Below are 25,362 nucleotides of genomic sequence, written 5' to 3' on the forward strand. Positions count from 1 at the left end.
GGACATGATTTCGCCTGAAGACCTGATCGAACTGGTCCGCAACTACAATCCGAAAACCAATGCGTCCCGGATTGCCGCGGCCTATGCCTTCGGGGCGCAGATGCACGAAGGGCAGTACCGCCATTCCGGCGAGCCCTACTTCACGCATCCGGTGGCGGTCGCCGCGATCCTGACCGAACAGCGGCTGGATGATGCCACCATCATCACCGCGCTTCTGCATGACACCATCGAAGACACCAAGGCCTCTTACGAGGAGGTCGCGCGCCGCTTCGGCGACGAGGTGGCGATGCTGGTCGATGGCGTCACCAAGCTGACCAACCTGCAGCTGTCCAGCCGGGAGACCAAGCAGGCGGAGAACTTCCGCAAGCTGTTCATGGCGATGTCCAAGGATCTGCGGGTGATCCTGGTGAAACTGGCCGACCGTCTCCACAACATGCGCACCATCAAGGCGATGCGGCCCGAGAAACAGGCTCAGAAAGCGCGCGAAACGATGGATATCTATGCGCCTCTGGCAGGCCGCATGGGCATGCAGTGGATGCGCGAGGAGCTGGAGGATCTGGCCTTCCGGGTGCTGAACGCCGAGGGCCGCCAGTCGATCATCCGCCGCTTCGTCACCCTGCAGCGCGAAACCGGCGACGTGATCCACCGCATCACCGGCGACATGCGCACCGAGCTGGAGAAGGCGGGCATCGAGGCCGAGGTCTTCGGCCGCGCCAAAAAACCCTATTCGATCTGGCGCAAGATGCAGGCCAAGGACCAGGGCTTCTCGCGGCTGTCGGACATCTACGGCTTCCGCGTCATCACCGCCACGGAAGAAGACTGCTATCTGGCGCTAGGCGCCATCCACCAGCGCTGGCGCGCGGTGCCGGGCCGGTTCAAGGACTACATCAGCCAGCCGAAATCCAACGGCTACCGCTCCATCCACACCACTGTGTCGGGGCGCGACGGCAAGCGGGTGGAGGTGCAGATCCGCACCCGTCAGATGCATGACGTCGCCGAAACCGGGGTGGCGGCGCATTGGTCCTACCGCGATGGCGTGCGCACCGAGAACCCCTTTGCCGTCGACCCCGCCAAGTGGATCGCCTCGCTCACCGAACAGTTCGACGCCGAGGAAGACCACGACGAGTTCCTCGAAGCGGTGAAGCTGGAGATGTACTCGGACCAAGTGTTCTGCTTCACCCCCAAGGGCGATGTGACGAAGCTGCCCAAGGGGGCAACGCCGATCGACTTTGCCTATGCCATCCACACCCGTATCGGCCATGCCTGCGTCGGCGCCAAGGTGGACGGCATCCGGGTGCCCTTGTGGACCCGGCTGCGCAATGGCCAGTCGGTTGAGGTGATCACCGCCGAGGGTCAGACCCCGCAGGCCAGCTGGCTGGAGATTGCCACCACCGGCAAGGCCCGCACCGCGATCCGGCGCGCCCTGCGCGAGGCGGACCGGGCGCGGTTCGTGAAACTGGGCCATGAACTGGCGCGCTCGGCCTTCGAGCACGTCGGCCGCAAGGCCACCGACAAGGCTCTGGAAACCGCCGCGCGGGCTTTGCGCGTGGGCAGTGCAGACGAGCTCCTGGCGCGGCTCGGGGCCGCGGTGATCACCGCGCATGACGTGGTGCAGTCGGTCTATCCGGAGCTGACGACCGGCGAGGGCGACGAGGTTTCGCCGCGCCGCGCGGTGATCGGCCTGCAGCCGGGCCAGAGCTTCGAGCGCGCGTCCTGCTGCCAGCCTTTACCGGGCGAGCGCATTATCGGCATCACCTACCGCGGCCGCGGCGTCGTGGTGCATACCGCCGATTGTGACAAACTTGGCGAATTCGAGGAACAGCCGGAGCGCTGGGTCGACGTGCATTGGCACAGCGGCACCCACCCGGCGGTCTATGGCACCACGCTGGAGCTGACCATAGGTAACGATGCCGGGGTGCTGGGGCGTATTTGCACATTGATTGGCGAGAAAAAGGCCAATATCTCGGACCTGGAATTTGTCGACAGGAAACCGGACTTTTACCGGCTTATGGTCAACGTGGAGCTGCGGGATGTGGAACAGCTGCACTCGCTGATGCTGACGCTGGAGGCGGAAAGCGATGTCGCTGCGGTGGCGCGGTTCCGGGAAAAGCCGGAGCGGCGGGTTACGCCGGGATAGGCCGCTGACGCGCCAGCCGGGAACTGGGAAGGACGGACGGCTTTGGTTTTCAGGCGCCGGGACAGACGCCCGCCCCTGCGTGCGGTTGCGGATTTCTTCTGGCCCCGCGGCGGCTGGGGCCGGGCCTTCCTGTATGTGCAGCACCGGGTGCGGCGCCTGCCCGATTCGCCCGAACGCATCGCCCGCGGCATCTGGGCCGGAGTGTTCACCACCTTCACGCCGTTCTACGGGCTGCATTTCCTGGTCGCCGCACTGATCGCGCGGCTGATGAACGGCAATATCCTGGCTGCCCTCAGCGCCACTTTCTTCGGCAACCCGCTCACCTATGTACCGATCGGCGTGGCCGCCCTGCAGACCGGGCACTGGCTGCTGGGCACCGAGTTCGACGCCGATGTCGACAAATCGCTGGTGGGGAAGTTCTTTGCCGCCGGGGCGGATCTGAAAGACAACCTCATTGCGCTGTTCATGGACCGGCCCGCGGACTGGCAGGGGCTTTTGCTGTTCTATGATGAGGTGTTCTACCCCTACATGATCGGTGGGATCCTTCCCGGCGTGATCTGCGCAACGGTCTGCTACTTTCTCAGCCTGCCGGTGATCCGGGTTTATCAGCAGCGCCGCCGCGCCCGCATCAAGGCCAAGTTCGACGCCATCATGCAGCGTGCCGAACTGGCTTCCGGTCCGGCTTCGGGTCAGGCCGCCGGCAAGGCCGGTGCGCCGGCCCCTGCGCCGCGGCTACAGGAGGACGCCGCCGCCGCGGTCAAGCCGCCCGGCGCCGCGGCCTCCAAGCTGGCGCCTGGCGCCGCCGGCGACGCGCCGCGCGCCGCAGGCGGGCGCAACCGGGAGGCGGGATAGGGCTTGCCCTTGCCGCCCTTGCGTCTAGTGTTCTGCGCAAACGGGACCAATTTCAGGACTTGATGATATGGCACAGAATTCCTTGCGGCTGGGTGTGAACATCGACCACGTGGCCACCGTGCGCAATGCCCGCGGCGGCGCCTATCCGGACCCGGTCCGCGCCGCAAAACTGGCCGAGGAGGCGGGCGCTGACGGCATTACCGCGCATCTGCGCGAGGACCGCCGCCACATCACCGACGCCGATATCGACGGGCTGATGGCGGCGCTGACGGTGCCCTTGAACTTCGAGATGGCCGCCACGGACGAGATGCAGAAAATCGCCCTGCGCCACAAGCCGCATGCGGTCTGCATCGTGCCGGAGAAGCGCGAGGAGCGCACCACCGAGGGCGGGCTGGAGGTCGCGCGGGAGGAAAACCGGCTCGCGCATTTCATTGCGCCGCTGCGTGACGCAGGCTGCCGGGTGTCGATCTTCATCGCCGCAGACAAGCGGCAGATTGAGGCCGCAAACCGGATCGGCGCCGAGGTGATCGAACTGCACGCCGGAGCCTATTGCGACTACCACGCCGAGGGCAAGCTGGCCGAGCGCGACCGCGAGCTGGAAGCGCTGCGGGAGATGTCGGCCTATGCCCATTCTCTGGGGCTGGAAGTGCATGCCGGCCACGGGCTGACGTACGACACGGTGCAGCCGGTCGCGGCCTTCCCGGAAGTGCGCGAGCTGAACATCGGCCACTTCCTGATCGGCGAGGCAATCTTCCGCGGCCTGACCCCGGCAGTCCAAGAGATGCGCCGCCTGATGGACGCCGCGCGGGCATGAGGCGGAGGCCGTATTCAGCGATGAATACGGACCGGAATTTTCAAAAATTCCGGTTCCCGTGGCGGGCGCTGCGATGATTCTCGGCACCGGCACCGATCTCGCCAATATCGAGCGCATCCAGCGCACGCTGGACCGCTTTGGCGACCGTTTCCGCAACCGCGTGTTCACCAAGGTGGAGCAGCGGAAGGCCGAGCGCCGCCGCGACGTTGCGGGAACCTATGCCAAGCGCTGGGCCGCCAAGGAAGCCTGCTCAAAGGCGCTTGGCACCGGTTTGCGGATGGGGATTGCCTGGAAAGACATGGCAGTCTCCAACCTGCGGTCCGGTCAGCCCGTCATGCATGTGACCGGCTGGGCGGCCGACCGGCTGCGCGACATGACGCCTCCCGGCCATGAGGCGGTGATCCATGTCACCCTGACCGACGACCACCCCTGGGCGCAGGCCTTCGTGGTGATCGAGGCCCGTCCCCTGCCGCAGGACCCGGCGGCCCCGGCGGAAAGCCCCGGCGGAACTTGACTTGCGCCCGGCGCGCCCGCATGTAGCGCCGGACCCTCATTCCAAACCGGAGAGCCTGATGACGGCAAAAGCAAAGGCCGGAAGTTCCATTCTCGAAACCGTGAAGACCATCGTCTACGCGCTGCTGATCGCCGGGATATTCCGCACCCTGTTCTTCCAGCCCTTCTGGATTCCCTCCGGGTCGATGAAGGAAACCCTGCTGATCGGGGACTTCCTCTTCGTCAACAAGATGGCCTACGGCTACTCCTACGCCTCCTGTCCCAGCGTGCGCCTGCCCGCCGTGGGCATCGACATAGACGCCGAGGATATCTGCGGCTTCCTCGATGGCGACAACACCCGCTTCTGGGGCGGGGAGCCCGAGCGCGGCGACGTGGTGGTGTTCCGCCACCCGGTCAACGGCAATGACTTCATCAAACGGCTTGTTGGCCTGCCGGGCGACAAGATCCAGATGAAGAACGGCGTGCTGCACATCAACGGCACTCCGGTCAAGCTGGAAGACGCCGGTGAGTTCGAGGAACTGATGCAGCGCCAGGGCCCGCAAGGTTCGCTGCCGCGCTGCGAGAACGCGCCGGTGGGGCAGGGCGCGGTCTGCAAGAAGTCCCGCCAGATCGAAACCCTGCCGGGCGGCACTTCGCATGCGGTCCTGAACATCACCAACCAGGGCGTCGACCACACCGGCGTCTACCAGGTGCCGGCGGGCCATTACTTCTTCATGGGCGACAACCGGGACAATTCCTCGGACAGCCGCCTGCCGCAATCCGCGGGCGGGGTTGGCTATGTGCCTTATGAAAACCTGATCGGCCGCGCCGACCGGGTCATGTTCTCCTCCGCCGGGCGGTCCATGCTCTACTTCTGGACCTGGCGCGCCGACCGTTTCTTCAAGGGGATCGAGTGAAACTTTCCAAGGAAATGCGTGCGTTCGAAGAGCGCATCGGCCACCGCTTCGAGCGGCCCGACCTGTTGCAGCGCGCGGTGACCCACGCCTCTGTCTCTTCGCCCAACCGCAAGGACAACCAGCGTCTGGAATTCCTGGGCGACCGGGTGCTGGGGCTGGTGATGGCGACCGCGCTCCTGGAGCACGACAAGACCGCCACCGAAGGCCAGCTGGCGCCGCGTTTCAACGCGCTGGTGCGCAAGGAGGCCTGCGCCGAAGTCGCGCGCGAGATCGATCTGGGCGCGGTGCTGAAGCTGGGCCGATCGGAGATGATGTCCGGCGGGCGCCGCAAGCAGGCGCTGCTGGGCGACGCGATGGAGGCGGTGATCGCCGCGGTCTACAAGGACGCAGGCTTCGATGCCGCGCGGGAGGTGATCCTGCGGCTCTGGGGCAAACGCGTGCACCAGGTCGAGGAAGACGCCCGCGATGCCAAGACCTCGCTGCAGGAATGGGCGCAGGCCCGCGGCCAGAAGCCGCCCGCATACGTCGAGGTCTCGCGCAGCGGCCCGGACCACGCTCCGGTCTTCACCATCGCGGCGCGCCTGCAGGACGGCACCGAGGCCGAGGCCACCGCGGGCTCCAAGCGGCAGGCGGAGCAGGCCGCGGCCAAGGCGCTGCTGGAACGGCTGGAGTAATGCGCGGGCGGTGCCCGGCCGCCCGATGCAGCCATGGGGGGCGGCAAAACCCCTCTGGCCCCAGCGGGCGTTTTCCTGTAGGGGAACTGCTCTGCTAACAGGACCAGACAGATGACCACACGCGCCGGATTCGTTGCCCTGATCGGGGAGCCCAACGCGGGCAAATCGACCCTCTTGAACCGCATGGTCGGGGCGAAGGTCTCGATCGTCACCCACAAGGTGCAGACCACCCGCGCCCGCATCCGCGGCGTCGCGATGGAGGGCCAGTCGCAGATCGTCTTTGTCGACACCCCCGGCCTGTTTCGTCCGCGCCGCCGGCTGGACCGCGCGATGGTCGCCGCAGCCTGGGGCGGGGCGGCGGACGCCGATATCGTGGTGCTGATGGTCGAAGCCCACCGCGGCATCACCGAAGGCGTGGAGACCATCCTCGACGGCCTGGGCGAGATCGGCGCGGGCCGCACCGTGGCGCTGGCGATCAACAAGATTGACCGGGTTCCGGCCGAAAAGCTCCTCGGGCTGGCGCAGAACCTGAACGCCCGCTACGGCTTTGCCGAAACCTTTATGATCTCGGCCGAGCGCGGCCACGGTGTCGACGATTTGCGCGTCTGGCTTGCGGGCAAGCTGCCGGAAAGCCCATGGCTTTACCCCGAAGATCAAATCGCCGATCTGCCAATGCGGATGATCGCGGCCGAGATGACGCGCGAGAAGCTGACCCTGCGCCTGCACCAGGAATTGCCTTACCAGCTCACCGTCGAGACCGAGAAATGGGAGGAGCGCAAGGATGGCTCCGCCCGCATCGATCAGCTGATCTACGTGATGCGGGACGGCCACAAAGGCATCGTGCTGGGCAAGGGCGGCGAGACCATCAAGGCCGTCTCCCAGGCGGCCCGCACCGAACTCGAAGAATTTCTCGGCCGCAAGGTGCATCTCTTCCTGCAGGTGAAAGTGCGCCCGAACTGGCTGGAAGAGGCCGAGCGCTACTCGGAAATGGGCCTCGACTTCAAGGACGGCAACTGAGCCTCCCCGTGCCCGTCATCTTGCCGGAAATACTCCCGCCGGAGGCCCCTGCCGCCGCAGCGCGCAGCAGCGCCCGCGCAGGCGCGGCATGACCCGCCTCACCGCCGAATTCTGGGTGCATGCCTATCTGGCGCGGCTGCGGCTGATGGACATTCCGGCCTTCGTCACCGCCCATGGCGACGACACGGCAGGGGCGGTGCTGGTGAAGCTCAACACCCTCGACGGAGAGGCCCGCGCCTTTCACCGCACCTTCGACCTGATGACCGGAGCCCGCAAGTGGGACACGCTGGCCGCGGGCGATGAGGCGGAGGTCGATGCCTCAATCCGCCGCCAGCAGGGATTCGACCCCGACCTCTGGGTGGTCGAGGTCGAGGACCGCGCGGGCCGTCACCTGCTGGATGAGCCCGGCCTCGAGTGATCACCAGCCCCCGGTTTTGGCCAGGATGTCATGGCCGGTGGCCTGCGGAGCGCCGCCGGCAAATTCCTTCACCCGCCCCGCGAAGGTTCTGAAGTAGTCCTGCGACTGGACATGGGCCAGGGTTTAGGCGGTGTCCCAGCGGCCCCAATGGATGCGGGTTTCGCCGTCATCGGCGACGGCCACCTGGTAGGTGAACTTACCGGCCGCCGCGGGATCTGCGTCGATCGCCGCTATGAACTCCGACGTGGCCTGCCGCCAGGCATCCTCGTCGCCGCTGTAGGCGTAGGTGATGGTAATGCCGCGCATGGTGGCCTCCTATATTTAACGATATCGTTAAGTGGAGGGCGGCATTCCGGCGCCGTCAAGGGACGTCTTGAAGAAGACCGCCAATTCGTCTCTGCTGCCGGGCAGGGGAGGAGCCAGGGTTGAAAGGGAGAGCCGCCGGTGGAATGGCGTGATCAGGGCATATTGCTGACCATGCGCCGCCACGGCGAACATGCGGCAATCATCGATGTCTTCACCGAGGGCCACGGCCGCCACGCAGGCGTGGTGCGCGGCGGCGCGGGGCGCAGGATGGCGCCTGTTCTGCAACCGGGGGCGCAGCTCGACCTGACCTGGCGGGCGCGGCTGGAGGATCACCTGGGCAGCTACCACGCGGAACCCCTGCGCAGCCGCGCTGCCGCGGCGCTGTCGGGGCGGCTGGCGCTTGCTGGCCTCAATGCGGTGACGGCACTGCTGGCTTTCTGCCTGCCAGAGCGCGAGCCGCACCCGGATCTCTATATGCGCAGCGAGCGGCTGCTCGACCTTCTGGAGCAGGAGGACCTCTGGCCGCTGGCCTACCTGCGCTGGGAGATGGCGCTGCTGGAGGAAATGGGCTTCGGTCTCGACCTCGGCGCCTGCGCGGTGACGGGCACGGTTGAGGGTCTGGCCTATGTCTCGCCCAAGTCGGGACGGGCTGTTTCACGTGAAGGCGCGGGGGAATGGGCGGACCGGCTCTTGCCCCTGCCGCCAGTGATGCTCGGGCAGGGTGAGGCGGACGACGGGGAGATCCTGCAGGCGCTGCGCGCCACGGGGTATTTCCTGGAGGCGCACCTGGCGCCGTCGCTCGGCAACCGGCCGCTGCCGGAGGCGCGCGGGCGCCTGTGCGACACGCTCAGCCGCCGGCTCTGAACAGCATTTCCCGGCCCGCGTCATTGCTGAGGATCATCACATCGCCCGCGACCTCGGCCAGGCTCATCTCTTGCAGGGCGGCAAGCAAGGCGGCTTCCGCAGTCTGACCCGGACAGGCCGGGCCTGAGACGGTGAGTGCTTGGATCTCCAACCAGGGGTATGGCGCGGTCTGCCGGGCGCGGAAGCGTCCGCATGGGCTTTGCCCGGCGACCCTGCCTGGTGCCGGAAAGCGCAGGGAGACCATGCCCCGGTGGTCCGCGCCATCAAGGCTTTCAAGCTGCCAAGCTTTTCCCGCCGCGCCATAAGAATAAAGGGTCTCCCCGGAGCCGCAGGCGGCCAGCGCGGCGCAGGCGGCGATCAGGGTGAGCCGGGTCATGTTTCCTCCGGTCTGCCGGACATGCGCGTGTGTTCCGGCAGGCAGCCTGCGCCACCCCCGACAAAGGGGCAAGCCCTCCCGCCCGTCGCCGCAGCAGTTCTGGACTGCCGCGCTCCCGTTGGGCCAGTCGCCGCGCCTACGGCGCGGCGCGGGCGCGAACCGCCGGCGGGGTCTCCCGCGCCGTGCGCAGCAAGGCGCCCGGCCCAACTGCTCCGGTGCATCCCGAGGATGCGCGGGAGCGGGCGGGAGCGCCTCCTTAGCTGGTTTGGTTCCCTGCCAGGGGCTCACTGCGCGCGGATGACCGCGGCGATCCTGCCGCCGATCTTGCGGCTGGCCTTCACTGAAGGATGGATCATGTCGAGCGCGTGATAGGAGCGATCGCCGGGCGGCACCATGCCCTTGAGGGAGAGGAAGACCACCCCGGGATCGCCCTCCGCGTGGCGCGCGATGCGGCGCTCCAGCGTATTGCCCTCGTCGCGGCAGTGCTCGATCAGCGAGCCGCGGCCGGGGCTGCGCAGGTAGCCGAGGTAGATCACCTTGGCCCCGGTGCCCCGGAGCCGCGTGAGCAGGTCCGGGATGGCGCCGCTCTGACCGTCCTCAGCAATCAGCCTGTCCAGCTTGCCGTCGCAGGCCAGACAGCCGCAGCCCAGCCAGAGGTCGTTGCCGCCGCCGTTCACGATGATCCACTCCCATGGGCCGGGGCGGTATTGTTTGGCGATGTTCATCCCGGCGGCGCCGGTCAGCGGCAGCCGGTAGAGGTGGCGCGCGCCGCTGACCGCGCGGTCCGCGACCGGTTCCTCCAGCGTGTCCTCCACCGCATCCGCGATCGAGTTGCCGGTGAGACGGTTCCAGGCCAAAAGCGAATCGCCCATCGCAAGAATGCGCGCTTCGCCCGCGGGCGGCATCGGAGCGGCGCAAGCGGCAAGCAGGAGGGCGGGGCAGAAGAGGGCCGTGAGGCGGGCTAGGAGCGTCATGCGGCTTCTTCTAGCGCCGAACCAGGGGCACCGGAACCGCTTGCGTCCGTGAAACGCCGTCGCCGTGGAAGCGGCGGCGGAAAAAGGCCCGGCGCCGGGGCGCCGGGTGAGGCGGGGAAACTGTCCGCAGCGGGAAAACCGAACCCTCAGCTCAGAAGGCGGCGGGCGATCACCTGGGCCTGGATCTCGGCTGCGCCTTCGAAGATGTTGAGGATGCGGGCATCGCAGAGCACACGGGAGATCTTGTATTCCAGCGCGAAGCCATTGCCGCCATGGATCTGCAGCCCGTTGTCGGCGGCTGCCCAGGCGACACGTGCGCCGAGCAGCTTGGCCATGCCCGCCTCCAGGTCGCAGCGGTGGCCGTTGTCCTTCTCCCAGGCGGAGAAATAGGTGAGCTGGCGGGCGATCATGATCTCCACCGCCATCATCGCCAGCTTGCCGGAGACGCGCGGGAAGCGGATCAGCGGTTTGCCGAACTGCTTGCGGTCCTGCGCGTATTGCATCGCGATGTCGAGCGCCGACTGCGCCACGCCCACCGCGCGGGCGGCGGTCTGGATGCGGGCGGACTCAAAGGTCTCCATCAGCTGCTTGAAGCCCTTGCCCTCGGCGCCGCCCAAGAGGTTCTCGCCCTTCACGTGGAAATTGTCGAAACCCAGCTCGTATTCCTTCATGCCGCGGTAGCCGAGAACTTCGATCTCGCCGCCGGTCATGCCTTCCGTGGGGAAGGGGGCCTCCTCCGTGCCGGGGGTCTTTTCCGCCAGAAACATCGACAACCCGCGGTGGTCGATGCTCTCCGGGTCGGTGCGCGCAAGCAGGGTCATCACATGGGTGCGCGCGGCGTGGGTGATCCAGGTCTTGTTGCCGGTGATCTTGTAGTTGCCGTTTTCGTCCTTCACCGCGCGGGTGCGCAGGGAGCCGAGGTCGGAGCCGGTGTTCGGCTCGGTAAAGACGGCGGTGGGCAGGATCTCCGCGCTGGCTAGCTTGGGCAGCCAGTTCGCCTTCTGCTCATCGGTGCCGCCGCAGAGGATCAGCTCCGCCGCGATCTCCGAGCGGGTGCCGAGGGAGCCGACGCCGATATAGCCGCGCGAGAGCTCCTCGGAGACCACCACCATCGACGCTTTCGAGAGGCCGAAGCCGCCGTATTCCTCGGGGATGGTGAGGCCGAAGACGCCCATCTCGGCGAGCTCTTCGATCACTTCCATCGGGATCAGCTCGTCCTTCAGGTGCCAGTCGTGGGCGTGCGGTTCGACCTTCTCCACCGCGTAGCGGCGGAACTGGTCGCGGATCATCTCCAGCTCTTCCTCCAGGCCGGAGTTGCCGAACATGGTAGCACCCGCCTGTTCCTCCATCAGCTCCACCAGGCGGCTGCGCGCGGCCTGGGTGTTGCCTTCAGCGCAAAGCGTGGTGACCGCAGGCGTCATCAGCGCGGCGCGGGCCTCCTCGCCGAGACCCAGATCCTGCAGCCGCACGATCTCGCCCTGGTTCATCTGGATGCCCCCCTGCGCCTGCGCGAGGTATTCGCCAAAGCCGATCTGGTGGATCAGCTGCTCCATCTCGCCAAACTTGCCCTCGGCGTCGAGCTTTTCGGCCCATTTCTGCATCTGGCGCAGGCAGTAGACATAGGTCGCAAGCCAGGACAGCCCGTGCGCGGCGGTCTGCTCCGCCTCGATCAGTCGGCCGGAGACACGGCCGTCTTCGCTCACCTTCTCCCGCACCGCGCTGCGGGCGGTTTCGAACAGCTGGTCAAGCGGGTCCAGGGCGGCGGCGGTCTGCGCCAGCAGGCCGGGGATGAGCGTCGGTGTCATATGCAAGTCCTGTCCGTCGTGGGCCATGAATCAGATCCTTCTTCGGTCGCTTGGTGGTAAATCACTTTGCAGTTGCAGCGCAACATAAATACCAATTGCTGCGTCATTTCGTTCAAAAGTTACGCGCCGATTTTGGCCGTGCAGCAACCCGCTGTTCCGTATAGAGCGAGGGAATGGACATGCTGCTTGCCCTGACAACCCTGCTTTCGCCCGTGGAGATGGCCGCCGCGGCCGCGGTTGCACTGCTGGCGGGCACGGTTAAGGGGATGGTGGGCTTTGCCATGCCGATGATCCTGATTTCCGGCCTCGGCTTCTTCCTGCCGCCGGAACTGGCGCTGGCCGGGCTGATCCTGCCGACGCTCGCCACCAACGGCATGCAGGCGCTGCGCCAGGGCACGAGGGCCGCCATGGAGTCGGTGCGCCGGTTCCGGGTGTTCCTTTTGATCGGGCTGGTCTGTCTGCTGCTCAGCGCCCAGATGGTGCGCATCCTGCCGCAGCAGGCGATGATGCTGATCATCGGCCTGCCGGTTTCGCTGTTTGCGCTGATGCAGCTCCTGGGCCGCTCCTTCACGCTCAGCAAGCCGACACGGAAGGCCGAGGCGATGGTGGGCGGAATTGCCGGGCTGATCGGCGGCATTTCCGGGGTTTGGGGGCCGCCGACGGTCGCTTACCTGACCGCGCTTGGCACCGAGAAGCGAGAGCAGGTGCGGGTGCAGGGGGTGATCTACGGCCTCGGCGCGGTGGCGCTTCTGGCGGCGCATACCGGCTCGGGCGTGATGCGGGCCGAAACGCTGCCGTTTTCGCTGGCGCTGATCCCGCCTGCGGTGGCGGGCATGTGGATCGGCGGGCTTCTGCACGACCGCATCGACCAGGCGGCCTTCCGGCGCGCGACGCTGGTGGTGCTGCTGGCGGCGGGGCTCAACCTTTTGCGCCGTGGCCTGTTCCTGTAGGCAGAAAGCAGCGGCCCGCTCCCGACCGGGGGCCGCGCGCGGTGAGCGGAGGCAGCATGCACAGGCAATGGAACGCAGAGCAGCTGGCAGCGGGATCGCTTCTGGTGGCTCTGGCGGTGATGGCGCTGAAGACGGCGGCCTGGGCGATGACCGGCTCTCTGGCGCTGATGTCGGATGCTTTGGAATCGCTGGTCAACATCGGCGGCGCGGTGATGGCCTGGTGCGCGGTGCGCTATGCCCGGCGGCCGCCGGATGCGGGCCACCCGTTCGGCCATCACAAGGCAGAGTATTTCTCGGCTGTGTCCGAGGGCATCCTGATCGTCATCGCCGCCTTGGTGATCCTGCACCAGGCCGCAGGCGCGCTCTGGCAGCCCGAGGCCGCCGCCTGGCACCCGCTCGGGCTTGCGGTAAACGCGCTGGCGCTGGGGGTGAACCTGATCTGGGCGCAAGTGCTGCTCGGAGCGGGGGCGCGGCTCAGTTCGCCCGCGCTGGCGGCGGGCGGGCGGCATCTGATGAGCGATGTCTGGACCTCGGCCGGCGTGCTTGCCGGGCTGGGGCTGGCGCTTGTGACCGGCTGGGCCATTCTCGACCCGCTGCTGGCGCTGCTGGTGGCCGTGAACATCCTGCGTGAGGGCTGGCGGGTGATTGCGGCCTCGCTCGGCGGGCTGATGGACACCGCTGCTCCCGAAGGTGAGCGCGCAAGGATCGAGGAAATCATCCGCCGCAGCGCGGCGGGCGCCTTGCAGGTGCATGGGCTGAAAACCCGCCGCGCCGGGCAGGCGCTGTTCGTGGAGTTCCACATGGTGGTCGACGGCACAATGGCAGTGCAGGCCGCGCATGAGATCTGCGACCGGGTGGAGGCGGAGATCCGCGCCGCGCTGCCCGGCGCTCAGGCGGTGATTCACGTGGAGCCGGAGCACAAGCTGGAACCGCGCGGCATCCGCCCGCGCTGAAGCGTTTGCATTTCTCCGTCCGCGCGCGTTTAACCGCAGGCACCGGGGCCACACGTGCCGCCCTGGCAGGCAGAGGAGCAGGCGGATGGCGATGCAATGGAACAGGCTTCTGAACCCGGGACGGCTGGCGCGGCCGGACTTTCCGGAAAAGCCGGGCCGGCCGGCCTATCTGCAGGATTACGACCGCATCCTGTTCTCCGAACCCTTCCGCCGTCTGGCGCAGAAGACCCAGGTGCATCCGCTGCACGACCATGACCACGTGCATCACCGGATGATCCACAGCATGGAAACCGCCAGCGTCGGCCGCTCGCTGGGGGCGGGCGTGGGCACCGCGCTGGCGGAGAGAGGTTGGATCGCCGCCGGCCAGGCGCCGCGGCTGGCGGGCCACGTGGAGGCCGCCTGCCTGGTGCATGACATCGGCAACCCGCCCTTTGGCCATTCCGGCGAGGACAGCATCGGCGAGTGGTTTGCCGCCCGCTTCCGCGCGGGCAGCGGCGTGGCCGGCAGCGTGCCTGAGCACCTGCGCGCCGAGTTCGAACATTTCGAGGGCAACGCGCAAGGATTGCGCATCACCGGGCGGCTGCAATATGCCCGCCGCGAGGGCGCGATGCGGCTCAGCTATGCGACGTTGGGCGCTTTCATGAAATACCCATGCACCCGTTCGATGCGCGACCAGGCGGTGGCCGCAGGCAACGGCAGCTATGCGGGGCTCAAGAAATTCGGCGTCTTCGAGAGCGAGCGCGCCCTGTTCGAGGAGATCGCCGACGCGCTTGGCCTGCCGGAAGGCCCCGGCGGCTGGCGGCGGCGCCATCCGCTCGCCTTCCTGGTCGAGGCCGCGGACGACATCTGCTACCGTATTCTTGACATCGAGGACGCTGCCAGCATGGGCGATCTGGAGCGCGCCGAGGTGGCGGAAGCTTTGGAAACTATCATCGGCAAGCAGAACGATGACCGCGGGCTGACCCTGCGCGACCGCATCGGCCTGTGGCGCGCCTATGCCATCGGCCAGTCGATCGAGTCCGCGGTGGAGGCTTTTCTCGCGCATTATGAGCCGATCATGGCGGGAGAGTTCAGCGCCGGGCTGATGGAGGTTTCCAGCAAGGCCGAGGCCTTTGCCCGGCTCAAGAACCTTTCGGAACAGCGCATCTTCACCGCCCGCCGCAAAACCGGGCTGGAGGTCGCGGGGCGGCAGGTTCTGCACGCGGTGCTGGGCCATTTCCACGGACTCTACGGCGACTTGCGCGACTGCAGCTGGGATGTGGAAGCCTTGCAGCAGCGGCACGGCTACTGGGCTCGGCTGATCCGGGCGGTGGATCTCGACCTGCGCGGGGTCGAGGATGAGTATTCCGCGATGCATTCACTGGCCGATTTCGTCTCCGGCATGACCGACCGTTATGCCGTCAAGGTGCGGGACATGATCTCGGGCTCTGTGCCGCAAGTCTGAGCCGCGGGGCAGGGACGGCTTCAAGCCGGCTTTGACCCGTCTGCCGCTCGGCCGGCTCCGGCGCTGCGCTTGGCCATCGTATCGGTGATGCGGCTGGCCCAGAGGCTGTTTTCATCGGCCAGTGCCTTGATCTCCCGCGCCAAGTAGGCAAAGCCCGCCCCCGCCTTGCCAGCCCGCGCCGCCTCGATCCCGGTGTTGATCGACAGGATCGACAGCTTGCGCACCGAGCGCAGGATGTTTTCCGCGAGACCGAGGATCTCGGCATTGGCGGCTTCGGTGCTGCGCAGGGTTTCCTCCAGCCTGCGGCGCAACTGCACCTCGGCGGAGGCATCCACCACCAGCCCTTCCAGAAAGCGCAGGGTGCCGTCGTCGTCATAGATCGCGCTGCCGCGCTCGCGCACCCAGGCGGCAGAGCCGTCCGGGTGGCTCAGCCGGTAGGAGACATCCCAGGCCTTGCCCGCGGCGATGGCGGCGTCGATCTCGGCCAGAGCCCGTTCGGTGTCGTCCTTGTGCATGGCATCGACAAAAGACAGCTTGGCGTTGCCGAGGATGTCGGTGCGCGGGCGGCCGCAGAGTTCCTCCACCTGGCCAGCCATGAAATGCATCGTGAATTGCGCGTCATTCTCGCAGCGGTAGACAAAGGCGCTGCCTGACGTGAACACGCTGTTGAATATCTCCAAGGCGTTCTGGTCTTTCGCGGGCTCCATGGCGGGATCCTCTTTTGGGCGCCGTGGAAACGGGTAAGGCCGGCGCAAAACAACAATTGACGGAAGCTTTGCGGGAATCGGTTAACGGGGGGTTAATGGGAAAAAGAATTTCCTGAAATGAAAAACCCCAGCACTGAGGCCGGGGTTCACGTCTTGCGCGGACGGAAGGCAAGTCAGCCGATGGCGGCCGCCTTCACGTCGTCGTCGATATGGGGCAGGTACTGCTCGAAGTTGTCCGAGAACATTTCCACCAGCTTGGCCGCCTGACGGTCGTAGGCCTCCTTGTCGTCCCAAGTGCGGCGCGGGTCGAGCAGCAGCTCGGGCACGCCGGGCGCGTTGACCGGCACATCGAAGCCGAAGTTCGGGTCCTTGCGGAACGCGGTCTCCGCCAGCGAGCCGTCCAGCGCCGCGGTCAGCAGCGCGCGGGTGGCCTTGATCGGCATCCGCGATCCGGTGCCGTAGGCGCCGCCGGTCCAGCCGGTGTTGACCAGCCAGCAGGTGGCGCCGTGCTGGGCGATTTTCTCGCGCAGCAGGTTGCCGTAGACCTCGGGGCGGCGCGGCATGAAGGGGGCGCCGAAGCAGGTGGAGAAGGTCGGCTCCGGCTCGGTCACGCCGCGCTCGGTGCCGGCCACCTTGGAGGTGAAGCCCGACAGGAAGTGGTACATCGCCTGCGCCGGCGTCAGCCGCGCGATCGGAGGCAGCACGCCGAAGGCATCACAGGTCAGCATGATGATGTTCTTCGGGTGGCCGCCGCGCGCGCTCGCGGAGGCGTTCGAGATGTAGTGCAGCGGATAGGCGCAGCGCATGTTGGCGGTCAGGCTGTCGTCGTTGAAATCCAGCTCCTTGGTCTCCGGATCGAAGATCATGTTCTCGATCACAGTGCCAAACTTGGAGGTGGTGGCGTAGATTTCCGGCTCAGCCTCGGCGTTCAAACTGATGGTCTTGGCGTAGCAGCCGCCTTCGAAGTTGAAGGTCCCGTTGGAAGCCCAGCCGTGCTCGTCATCGCCGATCAGCACCCGGTCCGGGTCCGCCGACAGCGTGGTCTTGCCGGTGCCGGAGAGGCCGAAGAAGACGGCGGTGTCGACCGCGTTGCCCTTGGCGTGGTTGGCCGAGCAATGCATCGGCATGATGCCCTTTTCCGGCAGCAGGTAGTTCAGCAGGGTGAAGACTGATTTCTTGTTCTCGCCCGCATATTCGGTGCCGCCGATCAGTATCATCTTCTTATCGAAGTTCAGCGCGATCACGGTTTCCGAGCGGCAGTTGTGCTTCTTGGGGTCCGCCTGGAAGGACGGGCAGTTGATGATGGTGAAATCCGCCACGAAGTCGTTCAGGTCCTCGCGGTCGGGACGGCGCAGCAGGTGGCGGATGAACAGGTTGTGCCAGGCGAGCTCTGTCACCATGCGGACGTTGATCGCATGCACCGGATCGGCGCCGCCGACCAGGTCCTGCACGAAGTAGTCGCGGCCCTTCATGTGCTCCAGCATGTCGGCATGCAGTGCATCGAAGCCTTCCGGGCTCATCGCCGCGTTGTTCTCCCACCAGATCGTTTCGGCCACGCTTGCGGTCTTCACCACGTGCTTGTCTTTGGGGGAGCGGCCAGTGAATTTGCCGGTTGTCACGAGGAAAGCGCCGCCATTGCCCAGCGTGCCTTCGCCGCGCTGCAGCGCGGCCTCGATCAGCGCCGGCTCCATGAGGTTGTAATAGACATGTCCCAGTCCCTCGATGCCCTGATCCTCGAGGCGGAATTGCGGGTTAACCCGTCCAGATGTCATGCGTTTTTTCTCCTGTGGCGGCGCCTGCGGCACGCGGGTCGCGCGGGGAAGCGCCAGGGGGCAATAGGCACGGCTGAGCTGCCGATACCGGCGGTCTTAACATGACGATTTGGGGGGTGAACAGGTTGCTTTCCACAGGTTAGCGCCACCACGGGAATGTTTAGCGCAACCATTTTCCGCCCGCCGCCGCGCCTGCCTGCGTTCAGCAGATGCTAAGGTATTTTTGCTGCAATCGGTCCCAGAGGGCTGGGCGATTCGCTTATGGGGATTGATTCGGGGCTGCGGACGGGCGATGAAGGTTAAAAAATACCGGGGTTGAGCAGATTAGGGGCAACTGCGATGTCAAAGATTGCTTTAGTGGACGATGACAGGAACATTCTGACTTCGGTGTCGATGACGCTGGAGGCGGAAGGGTTCGAGGTCGAAACCTATAACGACGGTCAGGCGGCGCTGGACGCTTTCAACAAGAAACTGCCGGACATGGCGGTGCTCGACATCAAGATGCCGCGCATGGACGGCATGGATCTGTTGCAGCGGCTGCGCCAGAAGTCCCAGATGCCGGTGATTTTCCTCACCTCCAAGGACGACGAGATCGACGAAGTCCTTGGCCTGCGCATGGGCGCGGACGACTACGTAAAGAAGCCTTTTTCCCAGCGCCTGCTGGTGGAGCGCATCCGCGCGCTGCTGCGCCGCCAGGACGCGATCAGCGGCGATGCGGCCGGCACCGCCAGCCCAGAAGCCAAGGTGATGGAGCGGGGCAACCTGCGCATGGACCCGCTGCGCCATTCGGTCGGCTGGAAGGGTCAGGACGTGTCGCTGACCGTCACCGAATTCCTGCTGCTGCAGGCGCTGGCGCAGCGGCCCGGATTCGTGAAGAGCCGCGACCAGCTGATGGATGTGGCCTATGATGACCAGGTCTATGTGGACGATCGCACCATCGACAGCCACATCAAGCGCCTGCGCAAGAAGATGCGCAGCGCAGACCCGGAGTTCGCGGCAATCGAAACCCTCTACGGGATCGGCTACCGCTACAACGAAGAGTGACGAGTTTGACGGGTGGCCGGCGGTGCGCCGCCGGAGGGAGCAGGCGCGAATGCGCGATACCAGTATGACAGAGCAGCGGCCCGCAGGCGGCGTCGTCCTCGGGGAGGATTGGGTCTCCCCCGATCCGGCCGTGGTGCAGGAGATGCAGGTCAAGCGCGCCCGCCGCGGCCTGCTGTCGCTGAAGGGCTCGCCGCTCACCCGCAAGATCATCACCTTCAACCTGATCGCGCTCACCATCCTGGTGGCGGGCATTCTCTACCTCAATTCCTCGCGCCAGAGCCTGGTGGCGCAGCGCGCCGGCGCCCTGGTGTCCGAGGCAATGCTGGTAGCCGATGTCTTCGAGGCCGAGCTGCCGTCCTCCGGCACTGTCAGCCTCGCCGCCGGCGACGGCATCGACCCGGCCCGGACCCTGGCCGGGCTCAGCCTGCGCGGCGGGGTGGAGGCTTTTGTCTTTGACACCTCCGGCAATCTGATCTCTCAGGCCAAGGGCGTCAGCCGCGGCGACGCGCTCAATTCGCTTAACGAAAACCGCCGCGGGCGCACCCTGATCAGCGACGGGCTGTCGGCCTTGTGGCCCGGCGCGGGCAGCAGCCCGGCCGAAGGCGGCGCGGTGCCGATGGAGGACCGGTTGCGCGGTCTGGTCGAACGCGCCGTCAGCGGCGGCACCGGCATCGAAGCCGCAGTCGACACCAGCGGCGGCACGGTATTCTCCGCCGCCACCCCGATCGTGCACAACGGCCGCGCGCTGGGCGTGGTGGCACTGACCTCGCCCACCGGCGAGATCGACACTCTGGTGCGCGGCGAGCGCGAGCGGGTGCTGCAGATGTTTGTGGTGGCGCTGCTGGTTTCGGTTGGGCTCAGCCTGGTGCTGGCCTCCACCATCGCCAATCCGCTTGCCGACCTGGCGGAAGCCGCCGAGCTGGGCCGCGACCGCAACAGCCGCCAATCAAACCCGGGCCGGGTGCGCATCCCCGATCTTTCCGCCCGCCCGGACGAAATCGGCCGCCTCAGCCGGGCGCTGCGCGGCATGGTCAAGGCGCTCTACACCCGGATCGACAGCAACGAACAATTCGCCGCCGACGTGGCGCATGAGATCAAGAATCCGCTTGCCAGCCTGCAGTCCGCCGTCGGCACGCTGCGCATGGTCAAGCGGGACGACCAGCGGGAGAAACTGATGGACGTGATCGAACATGACGTGCGCCGCCTGGACCGGCTGGTCAGCGATATTTCCAATGCCTCGCGGCTGGACGCCGAGCTGGTCAAGGAAGAGGAAGAGGAATTCGATCTCCTCACCATGCTCGGCAACCTGAACCAGTACCTGGGCGAGGATGCCCGCTCCAAGGGCATCGACTACATCACCGACCTGCCGCGTCAGCCGGTGATGATCCAGGGGCTGGAGGCCCGGCTGGCGCAGGTCTTCGTCAATCTGATCACCAACGCGATCTCCTTCTGCGAGGAGGGCGACGCGATCCGGGTCTGGGCCCGGCGCCGCGCCAACCGGGTGCTGGTGGTGGTCGAGGACACCGGCCCGGGGATCCCAGACCAGGCCCTGTCGAAGATCTTCAAACGCTTCTACTCGCAGCGCCCGGCCGAGCATTTCGGCAATAACTCGGGCCTTGGCCTGGCGATCTCCAAGCAGATCGTGGAGGCGCATGGCGGCGTGATCTGGGCCGAGAACATCCGCCCGACCGAGGCTGATGTCACCTCCGAACCGCTGGGCGCGCGTTTTGTCGTCGGCCTGCCGGTTTGAGCGATGCACGCCCCCGAAAGCCTCTGCCTGCACGCCTCCTGCGTGGCGCTGGGGGGGCGGGGGCTCCTGATCGCCGGGGCCTCCGGCAGCGGTAAATCGGCCCTGGCGCTGGAGCTGATGGCATATGGCGCCGCGCTGGTGGCCGATGACCGGGTGCTGCTGGAGGCGAGGGACGGCCAGCTTGCCGCGCGCGCGCCTTCGGCCACCAAGGGACTGATCGAGGCGCGCGGCGTCGGCCTGTTGCGGGCCGCCGCCTGCGGCCCGGTGCCGGTGGCGGCGCTGGTGGATCTGGATGACGTTGAGGACGCACGTCTTCCAGTGCAGCAAACAACGCTTATATTGGGGGTGCGGCTGATCCGGCTGCGGCGGGCGGAAGGCGCCCATTTCGCACCGGCCCTGCTGCAGTATCTGAAATGCGGAGCCCTTGACCCGGATGCCGGACCCGATGCCTGACGCAAACCAGAAAACCGTGCCGCTGGTGCTGGTCACCGGCCCCTCCGGCGCCGGGCGCACCACGGCGATCAACGTGCTCGAAGACCTCGGCTTCGAGGCGATTGACAATCTGCCGCTGCGCCTGCTGCCCGGCCTGATCGAGGCTGCGCCCAGCCCGCCGCGGCCGCTGGCCCTGGGGCTCGACAGCCGCAACCGGGATTTCTCGCCGCCCGCGCTGCTGGACGTGATCGGCATGCTGGCGGGCCGCCGCGAAGCCGAGCTTACCGTGCTCTACCTCGACGCCCAGCCCGACGTGCTCTTGCGCCGCTTCTCCGAGACCCGCCGCCGCCACCCGCTCGCGCCCGCGGAATCGCCGGGCGAAGGGGTGCGCCGCGAGCTCGACCTGATGGCGCCGATCCGCAACCGCGCCGACCTGCTGCTCGACACCTCGCAGATGAACGTGCACCAGCTCAAGGCCGAGATCGAGCGTTGGTTCGCCCCCGGCGGCCGCGCCCTGGCGGTTTCTGTGCAGAGCTTCTCCTACAAGCGCGGTATCCCGCATGGCACCGATATGGTGTTTGACTGCCGCTTCCTGTCAAACCCCTACTGGCAGCCGGACCTGCGCGCCCTGGACGGGCGCGATGCCACGGTGCAGGCGCATGTGCGCAGCGATCCCCGCTTCGGCGATTTCTTCGCCCGGGTGCTGGACCTGACCCGCTTCCTTTTGCCCGCCTACAAGGCCGAGGGGAAGTCGCATTTCTCAATCGCCTTCGGCTGCACCGGCGGCCAGCACCGGTCCGTGATGCTGGCAGAAACCCTGGCCAAGGCCCTTGCGGAGGAGGGCCAGCAGGTGTCAATTAGACACCGCGAGCTGCAGGGCCAGCAAACAGGTAAGAGGCCGGGTTGATCGGAATTGTCATCGTTGCGCATGGAGGGCTGGCGAAGGAATATCTCGCCGCTGTGGAACACGTCGTGGGTCCGCAGCCCTGCCTGGTGGCCATCTCCATCGGCCCGGAGGACAACCGCGACAACAAGCAGGACGAAATCTGCATCGCCGCCAACGAAGTGGACAGCGGCGACGGTGTCGTGCTGGTGACCGATCTGTTCGGCGGCTCGCCCTCGAATCTGAGCCTCAAGGCCTGTGCCCCCGCCGACCGGCGCATCCTTTACGGGGCCAACCTGCCGATGCTGATCAAACTGGCAAAATCCCGCCATCTGCCGGTTGCCGATGCAGTGCGGCAGGCGATGGAGGCCGGGCGCAAGTACATCAATGCGCAAAACGTCAACCCTGATGGGGAGCAGGCACATTAAATGGCTGTGAAAACGCTGAAAATAATCAACGAAAAGGGGCTCCACGCCCGCGCGTCGGCCAAGCTTGTGGAGGTCGTCGAAGGCTTTGACGCTTCAGCCGAAGTGATGAGGGACGGCATCTCCGCCTCCGGCGACAGCATCATGGGGCTTTTGATGTTGGCAGCCTCGAAAGGAACGACTATTGACGTCGAGACGTCGGGGCCGGACGCTGACGCGCTTGCGCATGCGCTGGAAACGCTGGTGGCCGACAAGTTCGGCGAAGGCTATTAGAGGCCGGGCCGGCAGCGGAACGGGATGGGCACAGTGGCGGACACCGCACATGACAGCAACACCGGCCTGGCGCCGGACGCACGGGCGGATACCGGCGAGATCTACGACCGCCGCACCCTGACCTACGCCAATTCCTTTGACGACCGCTGGACCGCGCTGGCGATCAAGGCGATCGAATGGTGCACCGGCAAGATCAGCATCCTGCGCATGGTCAGCAAGTTCGAGCGCCAGAATGCGCGGTACCGCGGGCAGAAGTTCTGGCGCGGCGCGCTCAACATCATGGGCATCGAGCTGCAGACCCCGCAGGCGCAAATCGAGAACATCCCGGCCGACGGTCCGGTGGTGATTGTTGCCAACCATCCCCACGGCATGGTCGACGGCATGATCTTCGCCGATCTGATCGGGCGGCGGCGGCTCGACTACCGTATCCTGACCCGCTCGGTTCTGACTGGCCTGGACGAGGCGGCGACCTCCTTCATGATCCCGGTGCCCTTCCCGCATGACCCGGAAGCGCAGCGCAAGATGGTGGAGATGCGCGGCAAGGCGATGGCGCATCTGAAGGCGGGCGGCGCGGTGGCGCTGTTCCCCTCGGGCGTTGTGATGTCTTCGGACAGCTGGTTCGGCCCCGCCGAAGAGCGCGAATGGAACGTCTTCACCGCCCAGCTGATCCGCCGCTCCGGCGCCCGGGTTGTGCCGATTTATTTCCCCGGCCACAACTCGCGCTGGTACCAGATCGCCTGCCGGATCTCGCCGGTTCTGCGCCAGGGGCTGCTGCTGCATGAAATTGTGCGCTCCTGCAACAAGCCGCAGAAACCGGTGGTGGGCAAGCCGCTCACGGACGCGCAGATGGAGCGCCTGCACAGCGACCCGCGCGGCTTCATGGCCTGGCTGCGCGAGCACACTTTGGCGCTCGGCAAAGACAACTGAAAACGCCCCCCCCGCGCCCCTTGCCCCTGCTGCAAATTTCCCGGCATGCAAGAGGGGCAGCGGCCGCTATGCCGCTTCGCCCCCTGCGCCAGACGTCCGGCCGCTGCAGGCCCGACCACATTCAGATTTGATGCTAGAGTCACTTTCTGGCCGGAAGCACCCCGGGGGGAGGCCCTTCGGGCCGAGGGGGCAGCGCCCCCTCCGTCACCGCTGCCGGCTCAACGCGTCGGCACCGGTGTCTCGCCGCGGTAGTCGTAGAATCCGCGCTGGGTCTTGCGCCCCAGCCAGCCTGCCTCGACATATTTGGTCAACAGCGGGCAGGGCCGGTACTTTGTATCGGCCAGCCCGTCGTGCAGCACGTTCATGATCGCCAGGCAGGTGTCCAGCCCGATAAAGTCGGCCAGCTCCAGCGGCCCCATCGGGTGGTTGGCGCCCAGTTTCATCGACTCGTCGATGGACTTGACCGAACCCACCCCTTCGTAGAGCGTATAGACCGCCTCGTTGATCATCGGCATCAGAATGCGGTTGACGATGAAGGCCGGGAAATCTTCGGCGCTGGCTGCGGTCTTGCCGAGCCGCTCCACCACTTTCTGGCAGGCCTGGAAGGTCTGCTCATCGGTGGCGATACCGCGGATCAGCTCGACCAGCTGCATCACCGGCACCGGATTCATGAAGTGAAACCCCATGAAGCGTTCCGGCCGGTCGGTGCGGCTGGCCAGCCGGGTGATCGAGATGGAGGACGTGTTCGAAGTCAGGATCGTATGCGGCTGCAGATGCGGCAGCAGGTCCTCGAAGATCGCCTGTTTCACGGTCTCGCGTTCGGTCGCGGCTTCGATCACCAGGTCGCAGGCGCCGGCGTCGGCCAGCGTCAGGGTCGGGGTGATCCGGGCCAGTGCCGACTGTACTTCCTCCTCGGCTATCTTGCCGCGGCTGGCTTGGCGGGCCATGTTTTTGTGGATGTGGCTCAGCGCGCCGTCCAGCGCCTGCTGGCTGACATCGGTGAGCACCACGTCATATCCGGCGAGCGCCATCACATGGGCTATGCCATTGCCCATTTGCCCGGCCCCGATCACGCCGATTTTCTGAATTTCCATTCCTAACGCTCCCGAAACATTTGCCGCGATCTTACTGGCGGCGCACGGGCAGGCACAAGGGCGGCAAAGGCGGATTTGAGGCAAATTCTAGCTTTAGGGAATTTGCAATCATTCACGTTCAGGGTGAGTCTCGGGTGAAATATTGGTGGGTACTATGAGCTACGAACTCAAAAGCGCGGGGGCGCTTTGGGGTGAGCCGTGCAGATATGGCGAATCCAGATTGCTGGTACGCGGTCCCGAACGGGATCTGAGCCAGCCCTATATAGCCGTCCTGGGCGGCACCGAAGTCTACGGCAGATATGTTGACATTCCCTTCACCGCAGGTGCGGAGCAGACGCTGGGCGTGCCCTGTATCAATCTTGGCAGCGTGAACGCCGGGCTGGACAGTTTCCTGCGTGACGAAACCCTTCTGGACATTGCCAGGGCAGCCCGGGTTTCGGTCCTGCAGATGCTGGGGGCTCAGAACATGTCGAACCCCTATTACCGGGTGCATCCGCGCAGAAACGACCGCTTCCTGCAGGCCCAGCCGGCGTTGGAAACGCTCTATCCGGAGGTCGACTTCACCGAATTTCATTTCAACAAGCACCTGCTCAGCACCCTTCGGGACATCTCCGCCGGGCGGTTCGAACAGGTGCGGGAGGAGTTGCAGCGCAGCTGGGTCGAGCGGATGAGCCGCCTGGTCGAAGTGCTCGGGGGCCGGGTGCTGCTGCTGTGGCTGCGCTATGATCTGGGCCGCACCACGGAGTTCCCGGAGGAGCCGGTGATGGTGGACCGGGCGATGGCGGATGCGCTGCGGCCGAAGGTGCGAGGTCTGCTGGAGTGCCATGCCGCACCTGCCGGCAGCGCCAAGGACACCGCTGGCATGGGATTTGGCCAAATGGAGCTGCCGGCCGCGCGCCATATGATCGGCCCGCGGGAACATGCCCGTATCGCCGGGGCGCTGTCGGAGCGGCTGCGCGGCACGCTGGCCGACGCCTAGCGCGGGGTGGCCGTGCAGGGCAGCGGGCGGCTTTCGGACGCTTCCCCCCCGCCCAAGGCAAAAGGCCCGCCAGATGGCGGGCC

At 66.4% G+C, this 25,362-nt stretch carries 26 protein-coding genes and 1 pseudogene; 20 read left to right on the forward strand and 7 right to left on the reverse strand.

The window, feature by feature from the left end; translation table 11 throughout:
* Positions 1 to 4: 4 nt before the first annotated feature.
* The 8 genes and pseudogenes from ACOHX0_RS08150 to ACOHX0_RS08185 all read left to right on the forward strand — a co-directional run bounded on the left by ACOHX0_RS08150 (position 5) and on the right by ACOHX0_RS08185 (position 7,321).
* A complete protein-coding gene (locus ACOHX0_RS08150) occupies positions 5 to 2,137 on the forward strand; it encodes a RelA/SpoT family protein (protein WP_420676185.1) in 2,133 nt (710 codons plus the stop codon).
* A 42-nt stretch (positions 2,138 to 2,179) separates the two neighbouring features.
* Positions 2,180 to 2,806 (forward strand): annotated as a pseudogene (locus tag ACOHX0_RS08155) (DUF2062 domain-containing protein); the annotation flags it as partial.
* Between the two features lie 250 nt (positions 2,807 to 3,056).
* Positions 3,057 to 3,803 (forward strand): pyridoxine 5'-phosphate synthase, encoded by a 747-nt coding sequence (locus ACOHX0_RS08160; protein WP_420676186.1) that lies wholly within the window; start codon positions 3,057 to 3,059, stop codon positions 3,801 to 3,803.
* A gap of 73 nt (positions 3,804 to 3,876) precedes the next feature.
* Positions 3,877 to 4,317 carry a holo-ACP synthase gene (gene acpS / locus ACOHX0_RS08165; RefSeq protein ID WP_420676187.1) on the forward strand — a complete coding sequence of 147 codons (441 nt, stop codon included), beginning with the start codon at positions 3,877 to 3,879 and terminating at the stop codon, positions 4,315 to 4,317.
* A gap of 58 nt (positions 4,318 to 4,375) precedes the next feature.
* Positions 4,376 to 5,212 (forward strand): signal peptidase I, encoded by an 837-nt coding sequence (lepB, locus tag ACOHX0_RS08170; RefSeq protein ID WP_420676188.1) that lies wholly within the window; start codon positions 4,376 to 4,378, stop codon positions 5,210 to 5,212.
* The gene (rnc, locus tag ACOHX0_RS08175; RefSeq protein ID WP_420676189.1) at positions 5,209 to 5,886 is read left to right on the forward strand and encodes a ribonuclease III; all 678 of its coding nucleotides are present in this window, start codon (positions 5,209 to 5,211) and stop codon (positions 5,884 to 5,886) included. The genes lepB and rnc overlap by 4 nt, the downstream gene beginning before the upstream one ends.
* Positions 5,887 to 5,997: 111 nt before the next feature.
* Positions 5,998 to 6,903: a GTPase Era gene (era, locus tag ACOHX0_RS08180; RefSeq protein WP_420676190.1), complete on the forward strand. Its 906-nt coding sequence runs from the start codon at positions 5,998 to 6,000 to the stop codon at positions 6,901 to 6,903.
* An 88-nt stretch (positions 6,904 to 6,991) separates the two neighbouring features.
* Positions 6,992 to 7,321, forward strand: a complete 330-nt coding sequence (locus tag ACOHX0_RS08185; protein ID WP_420676191.1) for a DUF1491 family protein — start codon at positions 6,992 to 6,994, stop codon at positions 7,319 to 7,321.
* A 123-nt stretch (positions 7,322 to 7,444) separates the two neighbouring features.
* Here the strand turns inward: ACOHX0_RS08185 and ACOHX0_RS08190 are convergent, their stop codons facing one another.
* Complete coding sequence (locus tag ACOHX0_RS08190; protein WP_420676192.1) at positions 7,445 to 7,627, reverse strand: hypothetical protein; 183 nt, start codon at positions 7,625 to 7,627, stop codon at positions 7,445 to 7,447.
* A 138-nt stretch (positions 7,628 to 7,765) separates the two neighbouring features.
* Between ACOHX0_RS08190 and recO the strand changes: the two genes are divergently transcribed.
* On the forward strand, positions 7,766 to 8,491 hold the full coding sequence (gene recO, locus ACOHX0_RS08195; protein ID WP_420676193.1) for a DNA repair protein RecO: 726 nt from the start codon (positions 7,766 to 7,768) through the stop codon (positions 8,489 to 8,491).
* On the opposite strand, the gene ACOHX0_RS08200 is transcribed toward recO, so the two are convergent.
* The 3 genes from ACOHX0_RS08200 to ACOHX0_RS08210 form a co-directional block, all read right to left on the reverse strand.
* On the reverse strand, positions 8,475 to 8,867 hold the full coding sequence (locus ACOHX0_RS08200; RefSeq protein ID WP_420676194.1) for an META domain-containing protein: 393 nt from the start codon (positions 8,865 to 8,867) through the stop codon (positions 8,475 to 8,477). The two genes, recO and ACOHX0_RS08200, sit on opposite strands and share 17 nt — an antisense overlap.
* Positions 8,868 to 9,151: 284 nt before the next feature.
* Positions 9,152 to 9,841 (reverse strand): SGNH/GDSL hydrolase family protein, encoded by a 690-nt coding sequence (locus tag ACOHX0_RS08205; protein WP_420676195.1) that lies wholly within the window; start codon positions 9,839 to 9,841, stop codon positions 9,152 to 9,154.
* Positions 9,842 to 9,987: 146 nt separating this feature from the next.
* Positions 9,988 to 11,673, reverse strand: a complete 1,686-nt coding sequence (locus ACOHX0_RS08210; RefSeq protein ID WP_420676196.1) for an acyl-CoA dehydrogenase family protein — start codon at positions 11,671 to 11,673, stop codon at positions 9,988 to 9,990.
* 146 nt (positions 11,674 to 11,819) lie between these two features.
* On the opposite strand from ACOHX0_RS08210, the gene ACOHX0_RS08215 reads away from it, so the two are divergent.
* The 3 genes from ACOHX0_RS08215 (at position 11,820) to dgt (ending at position 14,993) form a co-directional block, all read left to right on the forward strand.
* Positions 11,820 to 12,596, forward strand: a complete 777-nt coding sequence (locus tag ACOHX0_RS08215; protein ID WP_420676197.1) for a sulfite exporter TauE/SafE family protein — start codon at positions 11,820 to 11,822, stop codon at positions 12,594 to 12,596.
* Positions 12,597 to 12,652: 56 nt separating this feature from the next.
* Entirely contained in the window at positions 12,653 to 13,549 is an 897-nt protein-coding gene (locus ACOHX0_RS08220; RefSeq protein WP_420676198.1) for a cation diffusion facilitator family transporter, read from the forward strand.
* A gap of 91 nt (positions 13,550 to 13,640) precedes the next feature.
* Complete coding sequence (gene dgt / locus ACOHX0_RS08225; RefSeq protein ID WP_420676293.1) at positions 13,641 to 14,993, forward strand: dGTP triphosphohydrolase; 1,353 nt, start codon at positions 13,641 to 13,643, stop codon at positions 14,991 to 14,993.
* Between the two features lie 20 nt (positions 14,994 to 15,013).
* On the opposite strand, the gene ACOHX0_RS08230 is transcribed toward dgt, so the two are convergent.
* Complete coding sequence (locus ACOHX0_RS08230) at positions 15,014 to 15,700, reverse strand: PAS domain-containing protein (protein ID WP_420676199.1); 687 nt, start codon at positions 15,698 to 15,700, stop codon at positions 15,014 to 15,016.
* A gap of 173 nt (positions 15,701 to 15,873) precedes the next feature.
* Positions 15,874 to 17,472, reverse strand: coding sequence for a phosphoenolpyruvate carboxykinase (locus ACOHX0_RS08235; RefSeq protein WP_420676200.1), 1,599 nt, complete (start codon positions 17,470 to 17,472; stop codon positions 15,874 to 15,876).
* Positions 17,473 to 17,811: 339 nt separating this feature from the next.
* Between ACOHX0_RS08235 and ACOHX0_RS08240 the strand changes: the two genes are divergently transcribed.
* The 7 genes from ACOHX0_RS08240 to ACOHX0_RS08270 are packed head-to-tail and all read left to right on the forward strand — an operon-like array spanning position 17,812 to position 23,206.
* Complete coding sequence (locus ACOHX0_RS08240; protein WP_420676201.1) at positions 17,812 to 18,516, forward strand: response regulator transcription factor; 705 nt, start codon at positions 17,812 to 17,814, stop codon at positions 18,514 to 18,516.
* A 49-nt stretch (positions 18,517 to 18,565) separates the two neighbouring features.
* Positions 18,566 to 20,266, forward strand: coding sequence for a sensor N-terminal transmembrane domain-containing protein (locus tag ACOHX0_RS08245; protein WP_420676202.1), 1,701 nt, complete (start codon positions 18,566 to 18,568; stop codon positions 20,264 to 20,266).
* Between the two features lie 3 nt (positions 20,267 to 20,269).
* Positions 20,270 to 20,719, forward strand: a complete 450-nt coding sequence (locus ACOHX0_RS08250; protein WP_420676203.1) for an HPr kinase/phosphorylase — start codon at positions 20,270 to 20,272, stop codon at positions 20,717 to 20,719.
* A complete protein-coding gene (rapZ, locus tag ACOHX0_RS08255; protein ID WP_420676204.1) occupies positions 20,712 to 21,605 on the forward strand; it encodes an RNase adapter RapZ in 894 nt (297 codons plus the stop codon). The genes ACOHX0_RS08250 and rapZ overlap by 8 nt, the downstream gene beginning before the upstream one ends.
* Positions 21,602 to 22,009, forward strand: coding sequence for a PTS sugar transporter subunit IIA (locus ACOHX0_RS08260; RefSeq protein ID WP_420676205.1), 408 nt, complete (start codon positions 21,602 to 21,604; stop codon positions 22,007 to 22,009). The genes rapZ and ACOHX0_RS08260 overlap by 4 nt, the downstream gene beginning before the upstream one ends.
* The gene (locus ACOHX0_RS08265) at positions 22,010 to 22,279 is read left to right on the forward strand and encodes an HPr family phosphocarrier protein (RefSeq protein WP_420676206.1); all 270 of its coding nucleotides are present in this window, start codon (positions 22,010 to 22,012) and stop codon (positions 22,277 to 22,279) included.
* A 33-nt stretch (positions 22,280 to 22,312) separates the two neighbouring features.
* The gene (locus ACOHX0_RS08270) at positions 22,313 to 23,206 is read left to right on the forward strand and encodes a lysophospholipid acyltransferase family protein (protein WP_420676207.1); all 894 of its coding nucleotides are present in this window, start codon (positions 22,313 to 22,315) and stop codon (positions 23,204 to 23,206) included.
* A gap of 218 nt (positions 23,207 to 23,424) precedes the next feature.
* Here ACOHX0_RS08270 and ACOHX0_RS08275 read toward each other — a convergent pair whose 3' ends face one another.
* On the reverse strand, positions 23,425 to 24,300 hold the full coding sequence (locus tag ACOHX0_RS08275; protein ID WP_420676208.1) for a 3-hydroxybutyryl-CoA dehydrogenase: 876 nt from the start codon (positions 24,298 to 24,300) through the stop codon (positions 23,425 to 23,427).
* A gap of 154 nt (positions 24,301 to 24,454) precedes the next feature.
* Between ACOHX0_RS08275 and ACOHX0_RS08280 the strand changes: the two genes are divergently transcribed.
* A complete protein-coding gene (locus ACOHX0_RS08280) occupies positions 24,455 to 25,279 on the forward strand; it encodes a DUF6473 family protein (protein WP_420676209.1) in 825 nt (274 codons plus the stop codon).
* Positions 25,280 to 25,362 lie beyond the last annotated feature (83 nt).

The sequence above is a fragment of the Cribrihabitans pelagius genome (assembly GCF_048820915.1).
In the GTDB taxonomy this organism is placed as follows: domain Bacteria; phylum Pseudomonadota; class Alphaproteobacteria; order Rhodobacterales; family Rhodobacteraceae; genus Cribrihabitans_A; species Cribrihabitans_A pelagius.